At 31.4% G+C, this 17,648-nt stretch carries 11 protein-coding genes and 4 pseudogenes; 5 read left to right on the top strand and 10 right to left on the bottom strand.

Features of this window, described 5'->3' with window-relative positions:
- Nucleotides 1-10 precede the first annotated feature (10 nt).
- From C9J29_RS11355 to C9J29_RS11345, 3 genes are read left to right on the top strand one after another with little or no spacing between them, the layout of a single operon-like run.
- Nucleotides 11-1,195, top strand: a complete 1,185-nt coding sequence (locus tag C9J29_RS11355) for a Ger(x)C family spore germination protein (protein WP_107922195.1) — start codon at nucleotides 11-13, stop codon at nucleotides 1,193-1,195.
- Nucleotides 1,196-1,203: 8 nt separating this feature from the next.
- Nucleotides 1,204-1,449: a hypothetical protein gene (locus tag C9J29_RS11350; protein ID WP_089984630.1), complete on the top strand. Its 246-nt coding sequence runs from the start codon at nucleotides 1,204-1,206 to the stop codon at nucleotides 1,447-1,449.
- Between the two features lie 11 nt (nucleotides 1,450-1,460).
- Complete coding sequence (locus tag C9J29_RS11345; protein WP_107922194.1) at nucleotides 1,461-2,582, top strand: GerAB/ArcD/ProY family transporter; 1,122 nt, start codon at nucleotides 1,461-1,463, stop codon at nucleotides 2,580-2,582.
- Between the two features lie 212 nt (nucleotides 2,583-2,794).
- On the opposite strand, the gene C9J29_RS11340 is transcribed toward C9J29_RS11345, so the two are convergent.
- A complete protein-coding gene (locus C9J29_RS11340; protein WP_008175015.1) occupies nucleotides 2,795-3,469 on the bottom strand; it encodes a serine/threonine protein kinase in 675 nt (224 codons plus the stop codon).
- Nucleotides 3,470-4,205: 736 nt separating this feature from the next.
- Between C9J29_RS11340 and C9J29_RS11335 the strand changes: the two genes are divergently transcribed.
- Nucleotides 4,206-4,592 (top strand): hypothetical protein, encoded by a 387-nt coding sequence (locus tag C9J29_RS11335; RefSeq protein WP_107922193.1) that lies wholly within the window; start codon nucleotides 4,206-4,208, stop codon nucleotides 4,590-4,592.
- Between the two features lie 295 nt (nucleotides 4,593-4,887).
- Here C9J29_RS11335 and C9J29_RS25230 read toward each other — a convergent pair.
- Nucleotides 4,888-5,142, bottom strand: a pseudogene (locus tag C9J29_RS25230) (transposase domain-containing protein); the annotation flags it as partial.
- Between the two features lie 1,046 nt (nucleotides 5,143-6,188).
- On the opposite strand from C9J29_RS25230, the pseudogene C9J29_RS11325 reads away from it, so the two are divergent.
- A pseudogene (locus C9J29_RS11325) lies at nucleotides 6,189-6,400 on the top strand (spore coat protein CotJB).
- A gap of 1,489 nt (nucleotides 6,401-7,889) precedes the next feature.
- Here C9J29_RS11325 and C9J29_RS11320 read toward each other — a convergent pair.
- The 8 genes and pseudogenes from C9J29_RS11320 to C9J29_RS11290 form a co-directional block, all read right to left on the bottom strand.
- Nucleotides 7,890-9,602 carry a methyl-accepting chemotaxis protein gene (locus tag C9J29_RS11320; protein ID WP_107922192.1) on the bottom strand — a complete coding sequence of 571 codons (1,713 nt, stop codon included), beginning with the start codon at nucleotides 9,600-9,602 and terminating at the stop codon, nucleotides 7,890-7,892.
- Nucleotides 9,603-10,608: 1,006 nt separating this feature from the next.
- Nucleotides 10,609-10,917, bottom strand: a pseudogene (locus tag C9J29_RS24670) (group II intron reverse transcriptase/maturase); the annotation flags it as partial.
- A gap of 124 nt (nucleotides 10,918-11,041) precedes the next feature.
- A pseudogene (locus C9J29_RS24665) lies at nucleotides 11,042-11,791 on the bottom strand (transposase family protein); the annotation flags it as partial.
- 549 nt (nucleotides 11,792-12,340) lie between these two features.
- The gene (locus C9J29_RS11305; protein ID WP_164908707.1) at nucleotides 12,341-12,634 is read right to left on the bottom strand and encodes an IS3 family transposase; all 294 of its coding nucleotides are present in this window, start codon (nucleotides 12,632-12,634) and stop codon (nucleotides 12,341-12,343) included.
- Entirely contained in the window at nucleotides 12,603-12,884 is a 282-nt protein-coding gene (locus C9J29_RS24325; RefSeq protein WP_128472288.1) for a DDE-type integrase/transposase/recombinase, read from the bottom strand. The genes C9J29_RS11305 and C9J29_RS24325 overlap by 32 nt, the downstream gene beginning before the upstream one ends.
- A 344-nt stretch (nucleotides 12,885-13,228) precedes the next feature.
- A complete protein-coding gene (locus tag C9J29_RS11300) occupies nucleotides 13,229-13,444 on the bottom strand; it encodes a helix-turn-helix domain-containing protein (RefSeq protein WP_107922189.1) in 216 nt (71 codons plus the stop codon).
- Between the two features lie 472 nt (nucleotides 13,445-13,916).
- Complete coding sequence (locus C9J29_RS11295) at nucleotides 13,917-14,957, bottom strand: Fic family protein (RefSeq protein ID WP_107922188.1); 1,041 nt, start codon at nucleotides 14,955-14,957, stop codon at nucleotides 13,917-13,919.
- A 1,280-nt stretch (nucleotides 14,958-16,237) separates the two neighbouring features.
- Nucleotides 16,238-17,263 (bottom strand): ETX/MTX2 family pore-forming toxin, encoded by a 1,026-nt coding sequence (locus C9J29_RS11290; protein WP_107922187.1) that lies wholly within the window; start codon nucleotides 17,261-17,263, stop codon nucleotides 16,238-16,240.
- Nucleotides 17,264-17,648: the final 385 nt, after the last annotated feature.

The raw sequence follows: 17,648 nt of genomic DNA, 5'->3' as shown, positions 1-17,648 counted from the left end.
AGGTTACATTATGAAGAAAAACTTAATCGTTCTTTCATTGATTTTTCTAATTTTAATTCTTAGTGGTTGTTGGAGTAAACGTGAATTAAATGATTTAGCTCTTGTCGCTGCGCTAGGTATAGACTTTATTGATGGTGAATATGCCATTTCGGTACAAGTAATTGATCCTAGTCAAGTCTCTTTAAAATCGGCTAATGGACAAGCACCAGTAGTTACTTATCATGCCGAAGGAAAAACTGTATTTGAAGCAGTTAGAAAAATATTAGCTTTATCTCCAAGAAAATTATATTTTGCCCATTTACAGCTAGTTGTTGTTGGAGAAGAATTAGCAGACAAAGGTATACGAGATTCTGTTGATTTTCTAGCAAGAGATCAGGAGATTCGAAATGACTTTACTATAATTGTCTCTCAGCAAGCAACTGCAAAGGATGTCTTAAATGTATTAACTCCCATAGAAAAAATACCTGCAAGTAGGATGTTAAATTCTCTTAAAATCACGCAAGATGCATGGGGCTCTACTTTAGAAGTCGATGTTGAAGATTTAGTGACAGATTTAGGAGTAAATGATCAGTATTTTGTTTTATCAGCAATTGAAGTTCTAGGGGATAAAACTTTAGGAATTGACCAAACAAATGTTGAAAGAATTGAAACGCCAGTAAAACTTAAGTTTACGGGCCTCGCCATTTTTAAAGAGGATAAATTATTAGGCTACATCGATGAATATAACAGTAAAAGTTTTAGTTATTTAAACGACAATATTAAATCAACAATTGAAATTATCTCCTGTCCTTCAGATGGAGAGCTAACAACCGAAATTACTCAATCTAAAACGAAAACAAAAGGAATTTTTAAGGACGGCAAACCGACTATAAACATTAACATTGATATTGTTCAAAATGTTGCTGAGGTGAAATGTGATATTGATTTAACAGACATAAAAACGATCGATTGGATTAATAATCAAACTGAAAAACACATTAAAAAAAATATTAATCAAGTGCTGAATATATTTCAAGAAAATTATCAGGCAGATGTACTTGGCTTTGGAGAAGCGATTCATCGTGCTAATCCTACAGAATGGAGAAAAATTAAAGACGACTGGCAAACCATTTATCCTGAGGTAGAAGTAAATGTTAAGGTTAATGTCTATACACGGGGGTTAGGAACTTTGCAAAACTCAAAATTAAAGGAGTAAAATTGACTATGTTTATCACCTTAGGCATATTAATAATTTCAATTGTTATTGTTGTTATTGAACTTCCAAAATTAAAAAAAGGTGGCACTAAATTAATTTGGACATTCTCTATTTTGTTATTCATGGGGACATTCTTAAATATTGCTGTAGTTTTTAATGCTCTAATTATCAGCCCATTGGAGCCTATCATGTATATTTTCCAACCAATCAGTAACTTGCTAAAAGAAACATTGTTAAATAAAAATAACTTATAAGAGGCATTTATATGGAAAAACAGTTGATAAGTTCACGTCAATTCACAATACTTGTTATTTTCTTCACAGTTGGGACAGGAATATTAATTATTCCCGCAAGCCTAGCGCTGGAAGTAAAGCAGGATGCTTGGATTGTAGCCACCATAGGTACAATATTAAGCTTACTTTTAATAAAGCTTTATATCACTTTATCCAATAAAATGATGAATCTTTCTCTTACAGAAGTAACTGAAAAATTTTTGGGGAGCTTTATAGGAAAAATTATATCTTTAGCATTCGTGCTGTTAACACTTCTGTCATCAGGTGAGCTACTATACTTTATTGGTAATTTTTTACAAACAGAAGTGATGCCGGAAACGCCGCCGGTTGTATTTTCTATACTTTTTAGTTTTATTATTCTATTTGCAGCATATCAAGGTATAGAAGTTTTTGCGCGTACTTTAGAAATACTGTTTCCGATTTTCTTGTTTGTTTTTATTATTTTCCTGTTCTTTGTTTCTCCCCAAATAGATATTAAAAATGTACAACCAGTTTTTGAAGTATCCATTCCGCCATTAATATATAGTGTGTTACATTTCATGGGCTTGTTTTCATTTCCATTAATTGTTCTATTAATGATTTTTCCTTCTGCTATTAATAATCTTGAATCTGGGAAAAAGGGCTTTTACATTGGAATAATAGTTGGAGGATTTATTATAACTGCTTTTATAGCTTTATCTATATTAGTATTAGGTGTAACTAATACTACTTTAAGAACATTTCCGAGTTATACATTAGCGCAAAGAGTTTCTGTAGGAAACTTTTTACAACGCGTTGAAATTATTATGGCTTTTATCTGGATGGTTACAATATTTGTAAGAGCTTTTATGTATTTTTATGCTTCTTTAATTGGATTAAGTCACATACTTAAACTAAAGGAGCATAGACCGTTAATTCTTCCACTTGGAATGATTTCCATAGCTCTTTCTCAAATTGTTCATGCGAATATCATTCATTCTGATCGATACAACCAGCAGACTTGGCCACTAGCTATAGCCGTTTTTGCTATTTTATTACCATTATTACTGCTATTCGTAGCTAAGTTCAGAAGATTAAAAAACAAAGACGTAGATAGCGATATTAAAAACGTTTAATAACATGATATAGACGATAAGGTAAAATGCATAAAAAAAACCTCTATACAATTGGAGGCTTTTAATAATGATTTTATTTATAGTAATTAATATATCATACTTAAAATGAATCATAATAATGTCCCATCCACTGTCTTTTCTTATAGGAAAATCAGTGGATGGTCAATATCATAAGAGGTTAGCCCCTTCTTGTTATTAAACTACTCATAATTTCATTTATTTTTTAACATAAGTTTTAAAATATTTTTTGCAAACTCTTCAAATGAAGTATTCTTTCCACGCTGGTTATACCACTTTCGAATCGTTTCTACTAACCAAAACGGCACAGAATTTCCATCTATTAAATGATAGTATTGCTCATATCCTTTTTTTAAATGCTCCCATCGATGATCATTACCTTGTAGTGTGTATTCAGAGACATCAATTATTTTTGCCCTTCCATTTTGTAGTAAAATATTTTTCAAATGAATATCACGAGGGTTAAGTCCCTTCTTCCGAACATATTCTCTTGCTTCCTCCACTTCATTTATAACCTGTTTTGGAATGTGAATACCCTGAAGAATGCAGTCAAAGAGCGTTTTTCCTTCTTCGTAGCTTAAAACCAGGTATTCGTTGTATGCAGCAAAACATGTTGAAAAGTAAGGTGATTCTTCTAATACTTGATAAACCGTTGCTTCAACTTTTACTTTGTGTACTTTGTCTTTGGCATATATTTTAAATGCATAAGCCGGCACAGAAAGAGACTGAAAAACAGCTGCATCTGTACCAACACCTATACACTTCAAATCATTAGCTTCACCACATATGGTTACTGGCTCGTTATTCGGATTTGAAAAAACTTTTATTTTAGAAAGAGAACCTATAGCTTTGTCCCAGTCGTTTTCCATATCATTTCTCCCATCATTTGCATTGAAGAAAACTACGCTATCTAATTACTCAATACCGCTTTTAACAATATTCAGTCTACACATTGATCTTTAACTAACACCAGTTAAAGATTAGGTGGTACTATCTTCCTACTTTTTCACCACATTCTAAATATCACACTTAAAACCCAAGTTTCCTACACTTTCTCTTTAATTTTAAAACGTTGGGAACTAATATAAGTTCCCATATACATTTCTCCTCATGGAAGTATACTGCTTCGTTAGCTGCAGAAGAACCAGTTCTACCCTCTTAGCCCTCCATCAGTAACATTTACCCTAAACCACCTTGATTAAAAACTTTCAAAGTGATTTGATGTGGCTCTATTGTTAGCCTTATTTATTAATATTATCATCAATGTCGGTCTGTCTTTTCCTAATATTTAGGTTTTTATAAATACCAAGAGAGGAAAACCTTATCGCACCATCTTGCCTCCCATTTTACAAGATAAATTTTTGAGTACCTAATCTATAACGAATGTAACATCTATTACTTTTGTAAGAATTATATTGTAGTTATTAATACTATAATGTTTGTGCATCAGCAAACTGATATTAAAAATACTAAATGAATTTTCAAAAACCCCCATTTATTAACTATAAAGGTTATAATAAAGTATAAAAAATGCTAAATTAAACCTATTTCAAATTTAACTAAAGTGTTTGACTTAAAATATTTTGTAATTAAGGAGAATTATTAATGCAAATTCAAGCCAGTAATACATTAAATTATTTGAAAACAGAGGTAAATAAAAATATAAAAAATGAAAGTCTCTTAGATTTATTTGGAATTAAAAATATACATAAAGACAAAGACGAAAACGAGAAAAATATCAAACCTAAATTTGAAACCAGATATGAAGATGGTTATATACGGACATATCTTGTGAAATCGAATGGACAAAAATTAGTTAGATTACTTGTTAAGGAGGTTAAACAAACCTCAGAAAACATGAAAGAGTCCATAGATTTAGAGGATATGTTGATACAAGAGCTTGAAAAGTTATCTAATCCCAAAAAATATGAACATAATACTTCTATTTTTGAAAAAGAAAAAAATATTTATAAATATAAAACAGGTATTTGAGGACGAACAGTAAAAACCCTGATTAGAATTGATTATTAATTTGCGAGGTTTAAAAATCCTTATTTATTGCTTATTGCCACAATCCAAAGATTGTGGCAATAAATTCATATAAGGCACGAAGCCTCTGCATCACTCCATCATCTGTTTTACAATGTTATCCTTAATACGCTTATTGCTAGTTGCTGATAAAGCGTAAGCCTGAAATACAAAAATTAGCGCACCTTCTTGGTACGCACGACGTATAGCCAGCTATCTGAGTTTTTTTCAGATAGCTGGGCTATTTTAAACATGTGGGTTAGATATTTTTCCACCAAGGCATGTAATCTTGTAAGGTCTCTGGCTGTTGTTGAATCGATAAATTTGGTAGCTCCGTTAATAGCTTCACAAGGTACCGATAGAAATCAATGCCGTTTGTTTTGGCTGTTTCTGCTTAACTCAAACAGATGGCATTTGCTTTAGCACCGGCTTCACTAACAGAAAAAAGCCAGTTCTTGCGACGAATCGCATTTTCGGCTTGATTATTATTCATCTCAATTCGACCATCGAACAGATGATTTTAGGGTACAATTTGGGGTACGTACTATTCCCTAACACCCCTCTCACCCTTTCATATTACTTATTACTTAACGAACCACAACAAACATTGATATATCAACGTTTCCCTACAAAAAAACACTCGCTATATAAACGAGTGTTTTACGTTTTTTATGACAACCACTTCGGTGGTGTGTTTTTTTCCCAGTAAATTAGTGATGTTGCACACTACGACATTAAAGAAGTGATGAAGATTGATATATCAAAGTTTAATTGGGTTTTATGAATTTTACTAGTCCGCAAAATAATGAATAAAAAGGTATTAACTTGGGGCTGATTGGGGCTAAAAGTGAGGCTGATGAATTTTAAATGGCGTTTCGGTTAAAGTGTACGGCTAGATAATGGCGAGCGTGTGTACAGTAATATGTAAGTGGAAGTGGGGCTGTTGTAGACCTGCTTTTTATGGTCCTGTATTAAATCAGTGCTGATATTTAGAATAAAAAGTTGGTGGGTTAAATTAATTCATTTCATTTATAAACTTGAGAAATATTAAAATTATATAAAAAGCTGTATATGATAATTGAGAAAAGCCTTGTAAAATTAACTATACATCATTTTTAAAGAAGAAAAAATTAGGGCATATTATTGTTTAAACCCTCATAAACGTAGATAAATCAATACTTTTATCATAGGTTTAATGTTACACGGACTAATTTTTTTATTTTGTAATATGTACCCTACAAAGCCCTCAAAAGCCTGTTATATGCAGTCTTTTGGGGTTTTTCAATTTTCTCACAATGCATATTAATGCACACAGTTGGGGCTCGCTTTGGGACTATGTTGGGGCTAATATAATATTAATAATTCTTGGCGGCGTATAAGCAAAATTTCAAATTTAGTAATAAGTATTAACTCAATTTTTAAAAAATTTTCTAATCTAAAATACTATGATGAGAAATATAAAGAATGGAACTTAGCGCTTAGTCCCTACCAGCCTCCAGTAAGGAGGGAAGCAGAGTGAGTAAAAAGATGCCACCCGAATTTTATATCCTACTCTAAGAAATATAAGCCATCGATTTTGTCATTGCTGAATTAAATCTATACTTGGATACTCATCCCAATGATTATGATGCAATTCAGCAATTTAATGAAAATACTGAAAAAATTATGATACTTAAAGTTAATTTTGAGCAAAAATTTTGTCATTAATGAATTTTGGAATAAGTTATTCAAGCTATTCGGACTATCCTTTCAAATGGGTTGATACGCCTTAGCCATGGCTGGTCCAAAATATGAGTTTAGGAGAAATAATTTTTGAGGTACTATGAAAAGAAACTCCAATATCCGGTTAAGGTTAGTACATGTATCAAAAAAGAATTAATTCTATAAGTGAAAAGTTAATATTTTGAATGATTTCTTCTAAAGAAATGAAAGTTTTTTAGGGCACTCTTTAAATTATAATCATATAGTCCAAAACCCATCCACACTATTACATGATATACTGTGAAAACGATGCATAGTATAACAACAGCTAGGATGGAAATCCCATAACATCAACCTTTTACAGGTTTTTTCGTATTTTTGAACTGTGCAAGATATAGCATATTAATGCTTTGTTCTGGGACGATTTGGGGCTGAATTGGGGCTAAAAATATTGTCTATTGCTTGGCAGCGTATAAATGGGAATAGATAATGTAAACTTGAAATAATGTATCTTTGAATTATGCTACTCAATTTAGAGTAGTTTTTTGTTTATAAAAACTGTTCATTCCCCCATACCCCAATTTCCCCTACTTCCCTCTTTCTCTATTATGTTAAAAAAATAATAATTTAATGATCTACCACAACCATTCTTATATCAATGGTTTCGCAAAAAAACACTCGCTAGCTAAACGAGTGTTTCGGCACTTTTATGACAACCACTTACAAAAGGTTCCTTTTAAAGATACTTTAAGGTTAGTTGCAGTTTCCATTCCTATACATTAAAATAAAAAAAACGCCAACCCCTCTACTACCAAGGGTTTTAGACGTTTTATAAACAGGGACTAAGTATAGTTAGATTGTATTATGCGAATATCTAAAAGGAACAACATTCTTCTTGTTCTTGCTAAATTTCAGATGAACATTTGTAGGTTGTACTTGGTTTAAAGCAGCTCCTCTATATCTATAACCATTAATTAGCTTTGTTTACAGTATATAGTCAAACACTTTAGACATGAATGTCCAGACTTATTCTATAGGATTGTATATTTTACGGCTTTTCGAATGTCCGTAAATTCTTACCCACGTATATCTGGACAGTTTTAATTTTGAAATAATTATTTTATTAACTTTAAATATACCAAGTCTTAATCTAATTTATCCATTTTTCTCTTGTAACAACTATTCGCAATATATCCCGAATTAATTGATACATTGATAACGTACCAATTAAGGCTTTTGGGTTACGTATAAAGAAAAAACAGCCATCATACAAATATGTCTTTTTACAAAAATGAAGCATTAACAAAAAGGTAAACTAATTGACTCTTGAGAATTCTGAAATCAAGCCACACATTGTTTTTTTATTATATTTCTACTATCTACGGGTATCTGGATGGTGTTGCACATTTTATGCTTATTTGAATACGGACTTAGCTATTATAAATATAGAAACTTAATTCTAAATAGTGCAACCTACCTCATAATTTCAACACTATATAATTATAGGAATTATTTTATAGACTTGATCAGTATTTGATGAACATCTTCCCCTATTTTGCCCTATCTAAACTTAAACATATTTGTTTTTTCATGTAAGTCTTCCGCCATTTTAGAAAGCTCTGTAGTAGATGCAGTAATTTCCTGCATAGAGGCTAATTGTTCTTCAGTAGCAGCTGAGATATTTTGAGTTCCGCTTGCATTGTTTTGAGAAATTTCATTAATTTGTTCCATAGTTTTGGACATTTGATCTGCACCAACTACCATCTGCTCTACAGAACTAGACACTTCATGAATTTGAACAGATACCTCATTAATAGCATGTTGAATCTTTTCAAATGAGTCACCCGCTGTATTCACATTATGAATGCCTGTTTTCACTTCATTCGTTGTGAACTGCATGGAGTCTACCAATTTGTTAGTTTCACTTTGAATCCTTTTAATTAGCTCAGAAATTCTCAGGGCCGAAGTAGATGATTCTTCTGCCAATTTTCGTACTTCTTCCGAAACGATCGCAAAGCCTTTTCCGTGCTCTCCTGCTCTTGCAGCTTCTATCGCTGCATTTAATGCTAGTAAATTAGTTTGGGTAGCAATACTTGTAATTACTTCAACGATGTCTCCAATCTCAGATGAACGTTCACCTAAACCACTAATAATAACACTTAAACTACCAATAGTTGTCTCAATCGTATTCATTTGTACAACTGCATTTTGAATAATATTATTTCCATCTAAAGATAGTTTTTTTGCTTGTGTAGCAGCCTCTGTCACGTTAGTAGAATTTCTAGCTATTATTCCGACATTTTGCACCATATGATTTACAATATCTGATGTTTCTGTAATAGTTCTGACTTGTTCGTCTGAGCCACTTGCTACCTCTAACGTAACCGTTGCTATGTGCTCACTTGCCTCACTTGTTTGTTCAGCACTTGACGATAGCTCAAGCGAAAATGCTGCCAACTGCTCAGATGAATGTTTCATTTGACCAATAAGATTTCGTAATTGAGCGGTCATTTGGCTAAATGAAGATGTTAGTACTCCTATTTCATCTTTTGAATTATAATCTACATTAAAATCTAATTCTCCAGCTTCGGCTCGTTGGACAGCAAATATTAATTTATTTATAGGAGCAATTAAATATTTCCTTACAATTATTAAGCCAATTACCACATATAGAATACCTAATACAATTGAAATAATTAGAGAAAACGTTATACCTTTACTTGCAGCAACTTCACTTTCAATATGCAATTTATTTGCATATTTCTTATTCAAATCTATCAACTCTACCCCTTTTGATAAAATAGTGTCGTAAATAGGCTTGGCATTTGAATTAAAGAAGCTAATAGCTTCCTCATTCTTGTTGGCAAGACTTAGTTGGAATACTTTTTCCATATTTTCTTTGAAGCTTGGAAGTTGCTCAATTAATTCGCTTAATATTTTATCCTCATCCGGGTACAAATAAGTATCCTTTAGTATTTGAAGGTTCTTTTCATTATCTTCAAATGCATTCTGCACTTCATCATTAATTTGCTTAATTGTTGCTTCATCTGTAAATAGGAAAGAACGATACATATCTGAAACAATAATTTGATTGTTAAGACTATAATCACCTAGAATTATACTTGGTTCTAGCCGATCTTTAAAAATACTTTCTGTAATATTCTCCAGAGATTTCATTGTGTTATATCCAATCATTAGAATAATACCAACAGTTATAATTGCTATAGACATTAATAGAACTAACTTTTTAAATATGGATAGATTACGAACCAAGGTTAATACCCTCCGTTTTGATTTAAATTAGTTGTGCACTAAATAAAAAGAATATTCAAAATTTTTTTAAATTTCTAACATTATTAAACAGAGTTCACCCACCTCCTATAAATATGTGAACAACATCTACAAAATATAGTGTAGCTATTGAAATTGCTACATCTATATATGCAGAGAAACTAGAGAATTATACTTGCCTGAAGAGTCTTAAAAATGTTGCAATAGAATATCAGGTAAAAAAATATGTGAAATTCAGAATTACACTTAAATAAGTTTTTTCATAATTAGACTATGAAGTATTAATTTAATTTTCAATAGCTAAACATTGTAATTCTATAGCATATATTGTTCCCATAGATGTACTAGCAACTTTAGCTAAAGTTTTTTTGTACTAATTTTCTTCTTTTTCTATACATATATTCTCCTTTTGAGTTTATTTTTTATATAAAAAAGAATAGTTCTTCTCACACGTTTTAGCAAATATAGTATAAATGTAGCCAAATTCATACTAAAATACATATATATTAATGTATAATTTTATATATACTTTAATAAGTACGTAATATTAATGGCATTATACTATTTTGTTTGCTTTTAAGAGCTTAATAAACTTATAATATGGCAAAAAAATTAATATAAAAAATACCGAAAATATCTAAATAGCACAAGGACTTTTGTTTGTCACTTTTATCAGACTGAACGTTTGCATTAAGTGATTCAATTTTATAAATCGTATATTTCACTAACACTAACAGTTCTTTTTAACTCACGTCTTCTTTTGAAATGCTGGATAAGAGATTTTTGCAGCTTCAGGGAAAGCGATCATTTAACAGAATCTTTCGTGATTCTCTTTTAAAATCTTTCCTAGTTATCGTTTTTGAATGGTCTAATGTTTCATCTAGATATTGCACGCATATGAATCAGGTTTAGTATGGGGTCCTTGAGATCGTATCTAAAAATTTTAAGGTCGTAGTTCCTTTTCATGTAGATTTTAATTGGAACTAGTTTTAATATTTTCCCATTGATTGCTTATACACCAATCTAAATTGTTCCATACAATATTGGAACAAGGAGGTGGGAGAATCCCTCCTTGCGGAGTTCCTTTGGTTGGGATACCAATACTAGCTTACACTGAACACCCTTCTATCACAGATTCCTATATTGTACTTTTGTTTTAGCAGTTTTGACTGATTGAAATTATCAAAGTAACCTTGAATATCTATGTCTACTACATGGTGATATGGTGATTTATTGAAATATTATCAAGAAATTAACATCTTCCCATTGCATGATAAGTTGACCTATTTGGTCTAAACCGTGGGCTTATTTGGCACGGAAATACAAGGAGCCACAACAAAATTCGCCTTCAATCTGAAACGAATATTGAAACTTCTAAGTGGAAAAACAAAAAACAAGGTACATTCTGTTCGATTCGAACAAAGTGTCCATTGCTTTTTTGTATTGGTAGTGCTATATGATCTATATTCTTCTAAGCTTTCAGCTTCTTTATAGTCTCTTTCATCTTTAAAATGACCAAATAATTACTCTATTGGTAAATTATCTAGGCAGTTTTCTCGGCTAGACATTGACTGAAGTAATCCCATTTCTTTAACCTATTTTTGAAATGCTGGGTTTGTATAATGGAAAAATGATCTGAATGAATCATAGCTTCTGGATGTACATTGTCATTAAAATGCTCTTCTAATTCTTTATCATACAATTAACAAACTATATGCGTAAACTTGTCGATACTTCGTGTTGCAACATCCTTAATACACAATAGATACGCTGTTTAAACACTTAGCCTGGCTCTATTTGATGAAAATTAGGGTTTAGATGATTAGGATTTGACGATGTATTTCTGTATCTTTAAAGAGATTTTCGATAAGAATTTGCATGTCTTACTTTCGAATATAAATTGAATTTACGCATTAATTGTAGAATTTTTTATGATTCATCGGGAGCTCAAGTAGTTATTCTAGTGCCATGTAAAGTCCTCTATACCCCACTTTCCCTTTTCATAAATCGCTTTTAATAGTACGTATTCGCTTCTTCACGTATCGCTTGTTCTTTACTATTTTGGAGCCATTTATAATAACCACTGGGACTTACATTTGTAAATAACATAAATAACGTGTCATATTTTTCAACTGATACAACCGAAAAGTATCTTTAATAGTTTGATACTTTTAACTTGTTAATTAGTTGTTTCTTCGCCTTCCTTTTCATCTCGTATAGCCTTTAAAAATGGAAATTGTAAATTCAGCTTCTAGTAAATAAGTACGTGCCTCCTTTTCTGTGACAATTAAAAAATCTTATGACCTCTTTGAAGTGAATAAATTAGTATATTGTCAAAAATTCGAAGGTGTAATGGGTAGTAAACTAGAAGTAGATATTTTAGATGTTACAAATCCAGCAAACCCCATGTTAGTGGAAACAAGAAGTTATTAACTGAATCAATTTCATAAATTATATTTTTCAAAAAGCTAGACTACTCCTATTAAGCAAACTTATGTTTATAAAATTATGTTGCAAAACCTAATTGGTGACCTAATGTACATGGCATAAATTGGTCCTTAATAGGCGTTGTGGAATTTTAAGTATTTCAAATGTTGAATGATAAAATGTATTGGCTGCTTACTGAATCTGAACTGCACCCTGTCAAGTAGACAGTGGAAATAATAAAAAATGTATTAAGCGGCTTGAGTCCTGAATTCTAACAGACTCAAGCCGCTTAATCATTTCTGATAACGATAGTAATTGTGAAAATGAATATAATCATCAATCGCTAGTTTTAACTCTTCATATGAATTGTATTTATGTAAATAATACTTCTCACACTTCAATGTTCCCCAAAATGATTCAATTGGTCCGTTATCAATACATAGACAAACACGGGACATACTTTGTGTCATATTGGCTTTTTCTACAATTCGCTTAAATTCCTTCGATGTATATTGAATACCTCGGTCACTATGTATTAATGGCTGATTGTAATGATTAAATAGCTGATTTGGTTGTTTTGAAAACAAGGGAATTATTATTCGAATGACCGAACACATAACTCACAATTGAACCATCATATAAATCGATAATTGCTCTTAAATAAGCTTTTTTCCCGTGTCCATAATTAAGTTTTATGACGTCTGTACACCATTTTTCATTAGGTTTTTCCGATGTAAATGCTCGATTCAATACGTTCTCCGCCACATGACGTGCTGGGGATTTTCGATAAAGCTTGCGCTTTCTACGAATAACAGACTTCAATTCACTAATTTGCATTAAATGATATATACGCTTTTCGTTAACCTTCGCTTGATTATTTTCTTTTCGCCGACGATTGATGGTCTACGTTGTACGATGATAGCCGTAAATACCATCTACTTGTTGGTAAAGGAGATGAATGTCCTTTAACAAATTGCTTCATTTTCACCTTCTCTGTTAGACTTACAACTTAGCCACTTATAGTAAGCTTCAAGCATAACACCAGCTATTTCACATAGTAAAAGAATCAAAAGTTTTTCCTCTCGATGTAATTCATGAATCGCTGAATAGCGTTTTTAAAATAAATTTTCTTCACGTAAACGTTCATTTTCACATTCAATATGTTGAAATTCTAATTTCAATTACTCCTCAACGGCTAATTCGACTTCATCTTTTTTTGTGCGACCACGGCGATCCCATAATCCCTCTTCACCGTTAGTTTCAAATTTCTTCTTCCATTGAAACACCTGTTGATACGAAACACCGTAGGTGTGCGCTGACAACTGATAATTTTTCTGGTTCTTCATACAGTACTTAACAATCTCAATACGATCACGTTCAATTGCCTCATATTTCATTTTTCTAGCTATGTAAAGTTTGGGGATATATTTAAATAATCACCATAAGGATATGTAATTTTAACTAGATTGGATGTTTACTTCGCCTCAAAAAAAGCTCCCAATTAGATAAACAGATTTTTTAATCTGTCTACCTAATTGGGAGCATATCATTCTAGTTAGCAGCTTTTTTGTTGTTTATATAAAAAAACAAACAACTGTAATATACAATCCTCAAAGGCTGCTATAATTTCTTCTAGGGATATCCTGCTTCAAGTAATTTGAGTTGTTTGTTCTAATTTATTTTGTTTTCTCATTTATATTTTGTATCCTTTTTATGCTTGGATTACCTTGGGTGTAACTGCTAGAAACCTCACAATTTACACATTAGTCAAACAGAGGCACAGATAAGTGCCTTGGTATGTTTAATCCCTATATCCCTTTAGCATAACAGTTATTTTTATAGTAATATGCATTCCTCATACTTTTAAGGTTAGACTTTCATCCAGCACGCATTTTTCCCTTTTGAAACAAGTTTAATTTCACCTACTAATTGTAAATCATTTAAAGCTTTACTAATTGTACTTTCGCCTATATCAGGATACATACTTCGAATGTATTCTTTTGTAAAAGGTTGTTCGTGATTAAGAACAAAATTCTGAATTCTCTCTGTCTTAGTCTGTCTACTTATAGAATCCTTTACTCTATTATGTAGATTTTTATAAGTATCTAAAATAATAGTCAGGAATATTTTTAACCAAAAGCTAATATTGTGCTCATTACAGTACCAATTTGCCGATGATTTATAGATTGCTTCATAGTATTCTGTCTCTCTTTTCTTTATATGTTCATCTAAACAAACATATTTTACAAATGTATGGCCGCTTTTTATTAGTAATAATTGCATTAACATTATAGTTACCCTTCCATTACCTTGACTAAATGGAATTATGCAATAAAGATTGAATATAAAATGAGCTATCAGTAGAATAGTAGGCAATTCTTTTTTACAGTTTATTAAATTATACTGGTTGCATAAATGTTCTACAGCCATTTGAATTTTTTCAGGTGGAAGAGGACGATAAACTTTCGTGTACATCCCTTTCTCCAGTATTCCGGGGATAGAGAATGGTTTTTGGCGCCATTTTGCACCATCAGAGGTAATAAAATGTATTAATTGAAAATGTAATTCTTGTATAGTATCTGGGCTAATATCTAAAACATTAGATTTTTTATGCACAAGCGTTAGAGTTTCATAATAACAGAATATCGCATCTTCTGAGATCGATTGGGGTATTATATCTTCTAAAATAAGTTCTTTTAATCGTTTATTGGAAACTTTTATATCCTCATAAATTGAAACATAGTTTTTTATGTATTGTATTGGCATAGCATTTTCTAGGTTAGTAAACATATCAGATCTTTGCTCTTGATAAGCAGTTAACTTTCCTTTATATTCACTAATTTCACTTACTAAGTTTATTATTTGATTCACACCATTATATTTATACTGATCTTCGAAAAAATTTCTCATTTTCCCCTCCTACTTTCCTTTGTTACAAACATACATATTATTATTGTCAAATGAAAATCTTCACAAGGTTACTTAAATACAAGTAATACCCTCCCCTATACTGTCTTTTGATTTAAGAATATTTACTTCTCTAGCACAATTATAGCCTGGTAGAATAAGTAAACAAGCCATTCACTTATTCGCTCTTATATTTTTCAAAAAAAGTATTTGTAACGATACTTCTAAATAAATAGCAAGTTACAATACCCACTTTTATATATCAGGTAGTGAACAAAGAAACATTATCCAATCAGTTGTCGTTATTGAAATCGGCGACTGGTTAATAGTGTAGTAAGAACTGTACAGGCTTTAAAACTTTTTCGGAATGTACAAATATTAAAATTTGACTACAAAAATCTGTGCTAATAGATAGGTTATTCATAAGCGGAAAATCTTATTTCCCTGTTATTTAAATTCCTAATTTTTAATTGTCTAGAAAAGGAGATAATTAAAAATTAGGAGGAAAAAAGATGCTCTTTACCCTGTCAGGTCCATACTAATTGCTACCGGAAAAGAAATAATAAATACGGTGAAGCTATTTAGTCGTATTAATTTAGATTTACTGAAGATGACAGAGCAGGGATGTATTTGATGAGCTCAATACATTTTTAATGTCGACGGACCGTTATAAACGCTTATGACCAAACTTCACAAAGCGAGTATTTTTATTTCTACCAAATACCGCCTTTTTGATATTTCTAGCGAGTTTTAATATTTTTAAAGTCTAGAGATGAAACAAAATATAAATAAGGAAAATAGATAAATAAATTAGAACAAACAACTCAAATTACTTGAAGCAGGATATCACTAGAAGAAATTAAAGCAGCCATTGAAAGTAATTGAGATGACTAAAGATACTAAGACAGATAACTAATCACAGTTGTCTGATTTTTATATAAACACTAAAAGCCTCAAACTAAATTCATCAGCAGCTTCTACACCAAAACACTCAAAATAATCAAAAAATTAACTTAATGAATGTCCAAGTATTTGTCTCTAATATCAATTAATTAGTTTTAGCATCCATTTTCAGACTACGCCTATTGAGGGCCAAATTTATGCAAAAGACTTCGTTGTCGGATTTCGACATACAACTGTTCTCCCTGTCTTTAACCATATACATTAGGTTTACCAATTGGGTTTTGCAACATAATTTTATAAACATAAGTTTACTTAATAGGGGTAGTCTAGGCTCTTGAAAAATATGATTTATAATTGATTCAGATATTAAAAAATAAATTTTAAAAACTTCTTGTTTCCACTAACATGGGGCTTGCTGGATTTGTAACATCTAAAATATCTACTTCTAGTTTACTACCCATTACACCTTCGAATTTAGCAGTCCCTTGTGCTTTTACTCTAACTCCTCCAGTACTTGGATAGTAAATAAATTCGATTCCATTTAAATCATTTTTCTGAGCATTAGTTAGTTCATTCCAAAATTGGGCCGTATATTTTCTCCAAGTGTGATCTTCCCAATAACTACCATTTGGCGCAGTATATATTGCCCTCCCTTTTATTGTAGTCATCGGATTGATTCCTTCACCAGTAAACGAAACATCACCCCAAAAATTTAATTGTTTTAAAACGGCAACTGCTCTATATTTTTTACCCGATGGCACTCTTATATTTTGGGAAGGTGACGTTAATGTTCTTGTCACGCTTTTTGCTGTTGTGCTTGTAGTAGAAGAATTAAATTCTGCATTAATTTTTAAACCTTCTACTAATAGTGGAACTCCAAATAATAGGTCACCGGACCCTCCAACTTTAAAACCATTTTGTGTCGCTGTCGATGTTGTTTCTTGTACACTCTCACTGTAACTCACTGTTGTAAGCGTTTGTTCTAAAGGAGTTTTTGTGTTATCAAGTTCGCCTACTGTTACGTAACTAATTGTTGTAGTATCATAGTTCAGATTATTCAAAGTATTACTCGTTATACTAAAGTTAAGCTCTGTCACAACACTTTCTGGATTGGGTTTAAAAGTTAGTGGAAGCCCTTTTGAAAAGTATTTTGTTCCAGCAATTTCATTAGCATAATAGTGTTTTCCTATTTTATCTAATTCCGATTTAACATCTGTAATACCAACTGCGTTTGCTTGTTCAATAATACTAGTGGGCGTATTTTCTGCTAGAACACCTTGTTCTCCAGAAGTACTAATTTGATTTGCACTAACTAAACTTGGAGATCCTAAAGCAAGTGTTGTTCCCATTGATGCAATTGCAGCTATAGTTAAAGTTTTTTGTACTAAGTATTTTCTCTTTTTCATAGATATCTTCTCCTTTTTGAGTATATTCTGCCACACTAAAAACAATAGTCCGCTTCACAAAAATGAGCAAATACTATGTAATTGCAGCGAAATTCATACACAAAAGCGTATTTTGTTAACGCGTATTTTGAATTCTAATGATATAAGTACGTAATTCCAACTGCATTATACTATTTTTTTACTTTTAATAGACCATAAGACTTTTTAATTGTCACAAAAAAAGTTAATAAAAATATAAAATTAAAAATAACATACTCTAAAAAGACTAAGAGCTCATTGAATACCTAGCACTTGTATCTTGTATCTTGTATCTTGTATCTTGTATCTTGTATCTTGTATCTTGTATCTTGTATCTTGTATCTTGTATCTTGTATCTTGTATCTTG

It is taken from the genome of Lysinibacillus fusiformis (assembly GCF_003049525.1).
Lineage (GTDB): Bacteria > Bacillota > Bacilli > Bacillales_A > Planococcaceae > Lysinibacillus > Lysinibacillus fusiformis.
This window is presented reverse-complemented; position numbering and strand designations above follow the sequence as displayed.

What these genes read in the sequence shown, in the direction of transcription:
- C9J29_RS11295 (WP_107922188.1), bottom strand. Translation starts at nt 14,957, where the DNA reads ATGAGAAATTTTTTCGAAGATCAGTATAAATATAATGGTGTGAATCAA.
- C9J29_RS11340 (WP_008175015.1), bottom strand. Translation starts at nt 3,469, where the DNA reads ATGGAAAACGACTGGGACAAAGCTATAGGTTCTCTTTCTAAAATAAAA.
- C9J29_RS24325 (WP_128472288.1), bottom strand. Translation starts at nt 12,884, where the DNA reads ATGCAAATTAGTGAATTGAAGTCTGTTATTCGTAGAAAGCGCAAGCTT.
- C9J29_RS11335 (WP_107922193.1), top strand. Translation starts at nt 4,206, where the DNA reads ATGCAAATTCAAGCCAGTAATACATTAAATTATTTGAAAACAGAGGTA.
- C9J29_RS11350 (WP_089984630.1), top strand. Translation starts at nt 1,204, where the DNA reads ATGTTTATCACCTTAGGCATATTAATAATTTCAATTGTTATTGTTGTT.
- C9J29_RS11290 (WP_107922187.1), bottom strand. Translation starts at nt 17,263, where the DNA reads ATGAAAAAGAGAAAATACTTAGTACAAAAAACTTTAACTATAGCTGCA.
- C9J29_RS11345 (WP_107922194.1), top strand. Translation starts at nt 1,461, where the DNA reads ATGGAAAAACAGTTGATAAGTTCACGTCAATTCACAATACTTGTTATT.
- C9J29_RS11355 (WP_107922195.1), top strand. Translation starts at nt 11, where the DNA reads ATGAAGAAAAACTTAATCGTTCTTTCATTGATTTTTCTAATTTTAATT.
- C9J29_RS11300 (WP_107922189.1), bottom strand. Translation starts at nt 13,444, where the DNA reads ATGAAATATGAGGCAATTGAACGTGATCGTATTGAGATTGTTAAGTAC.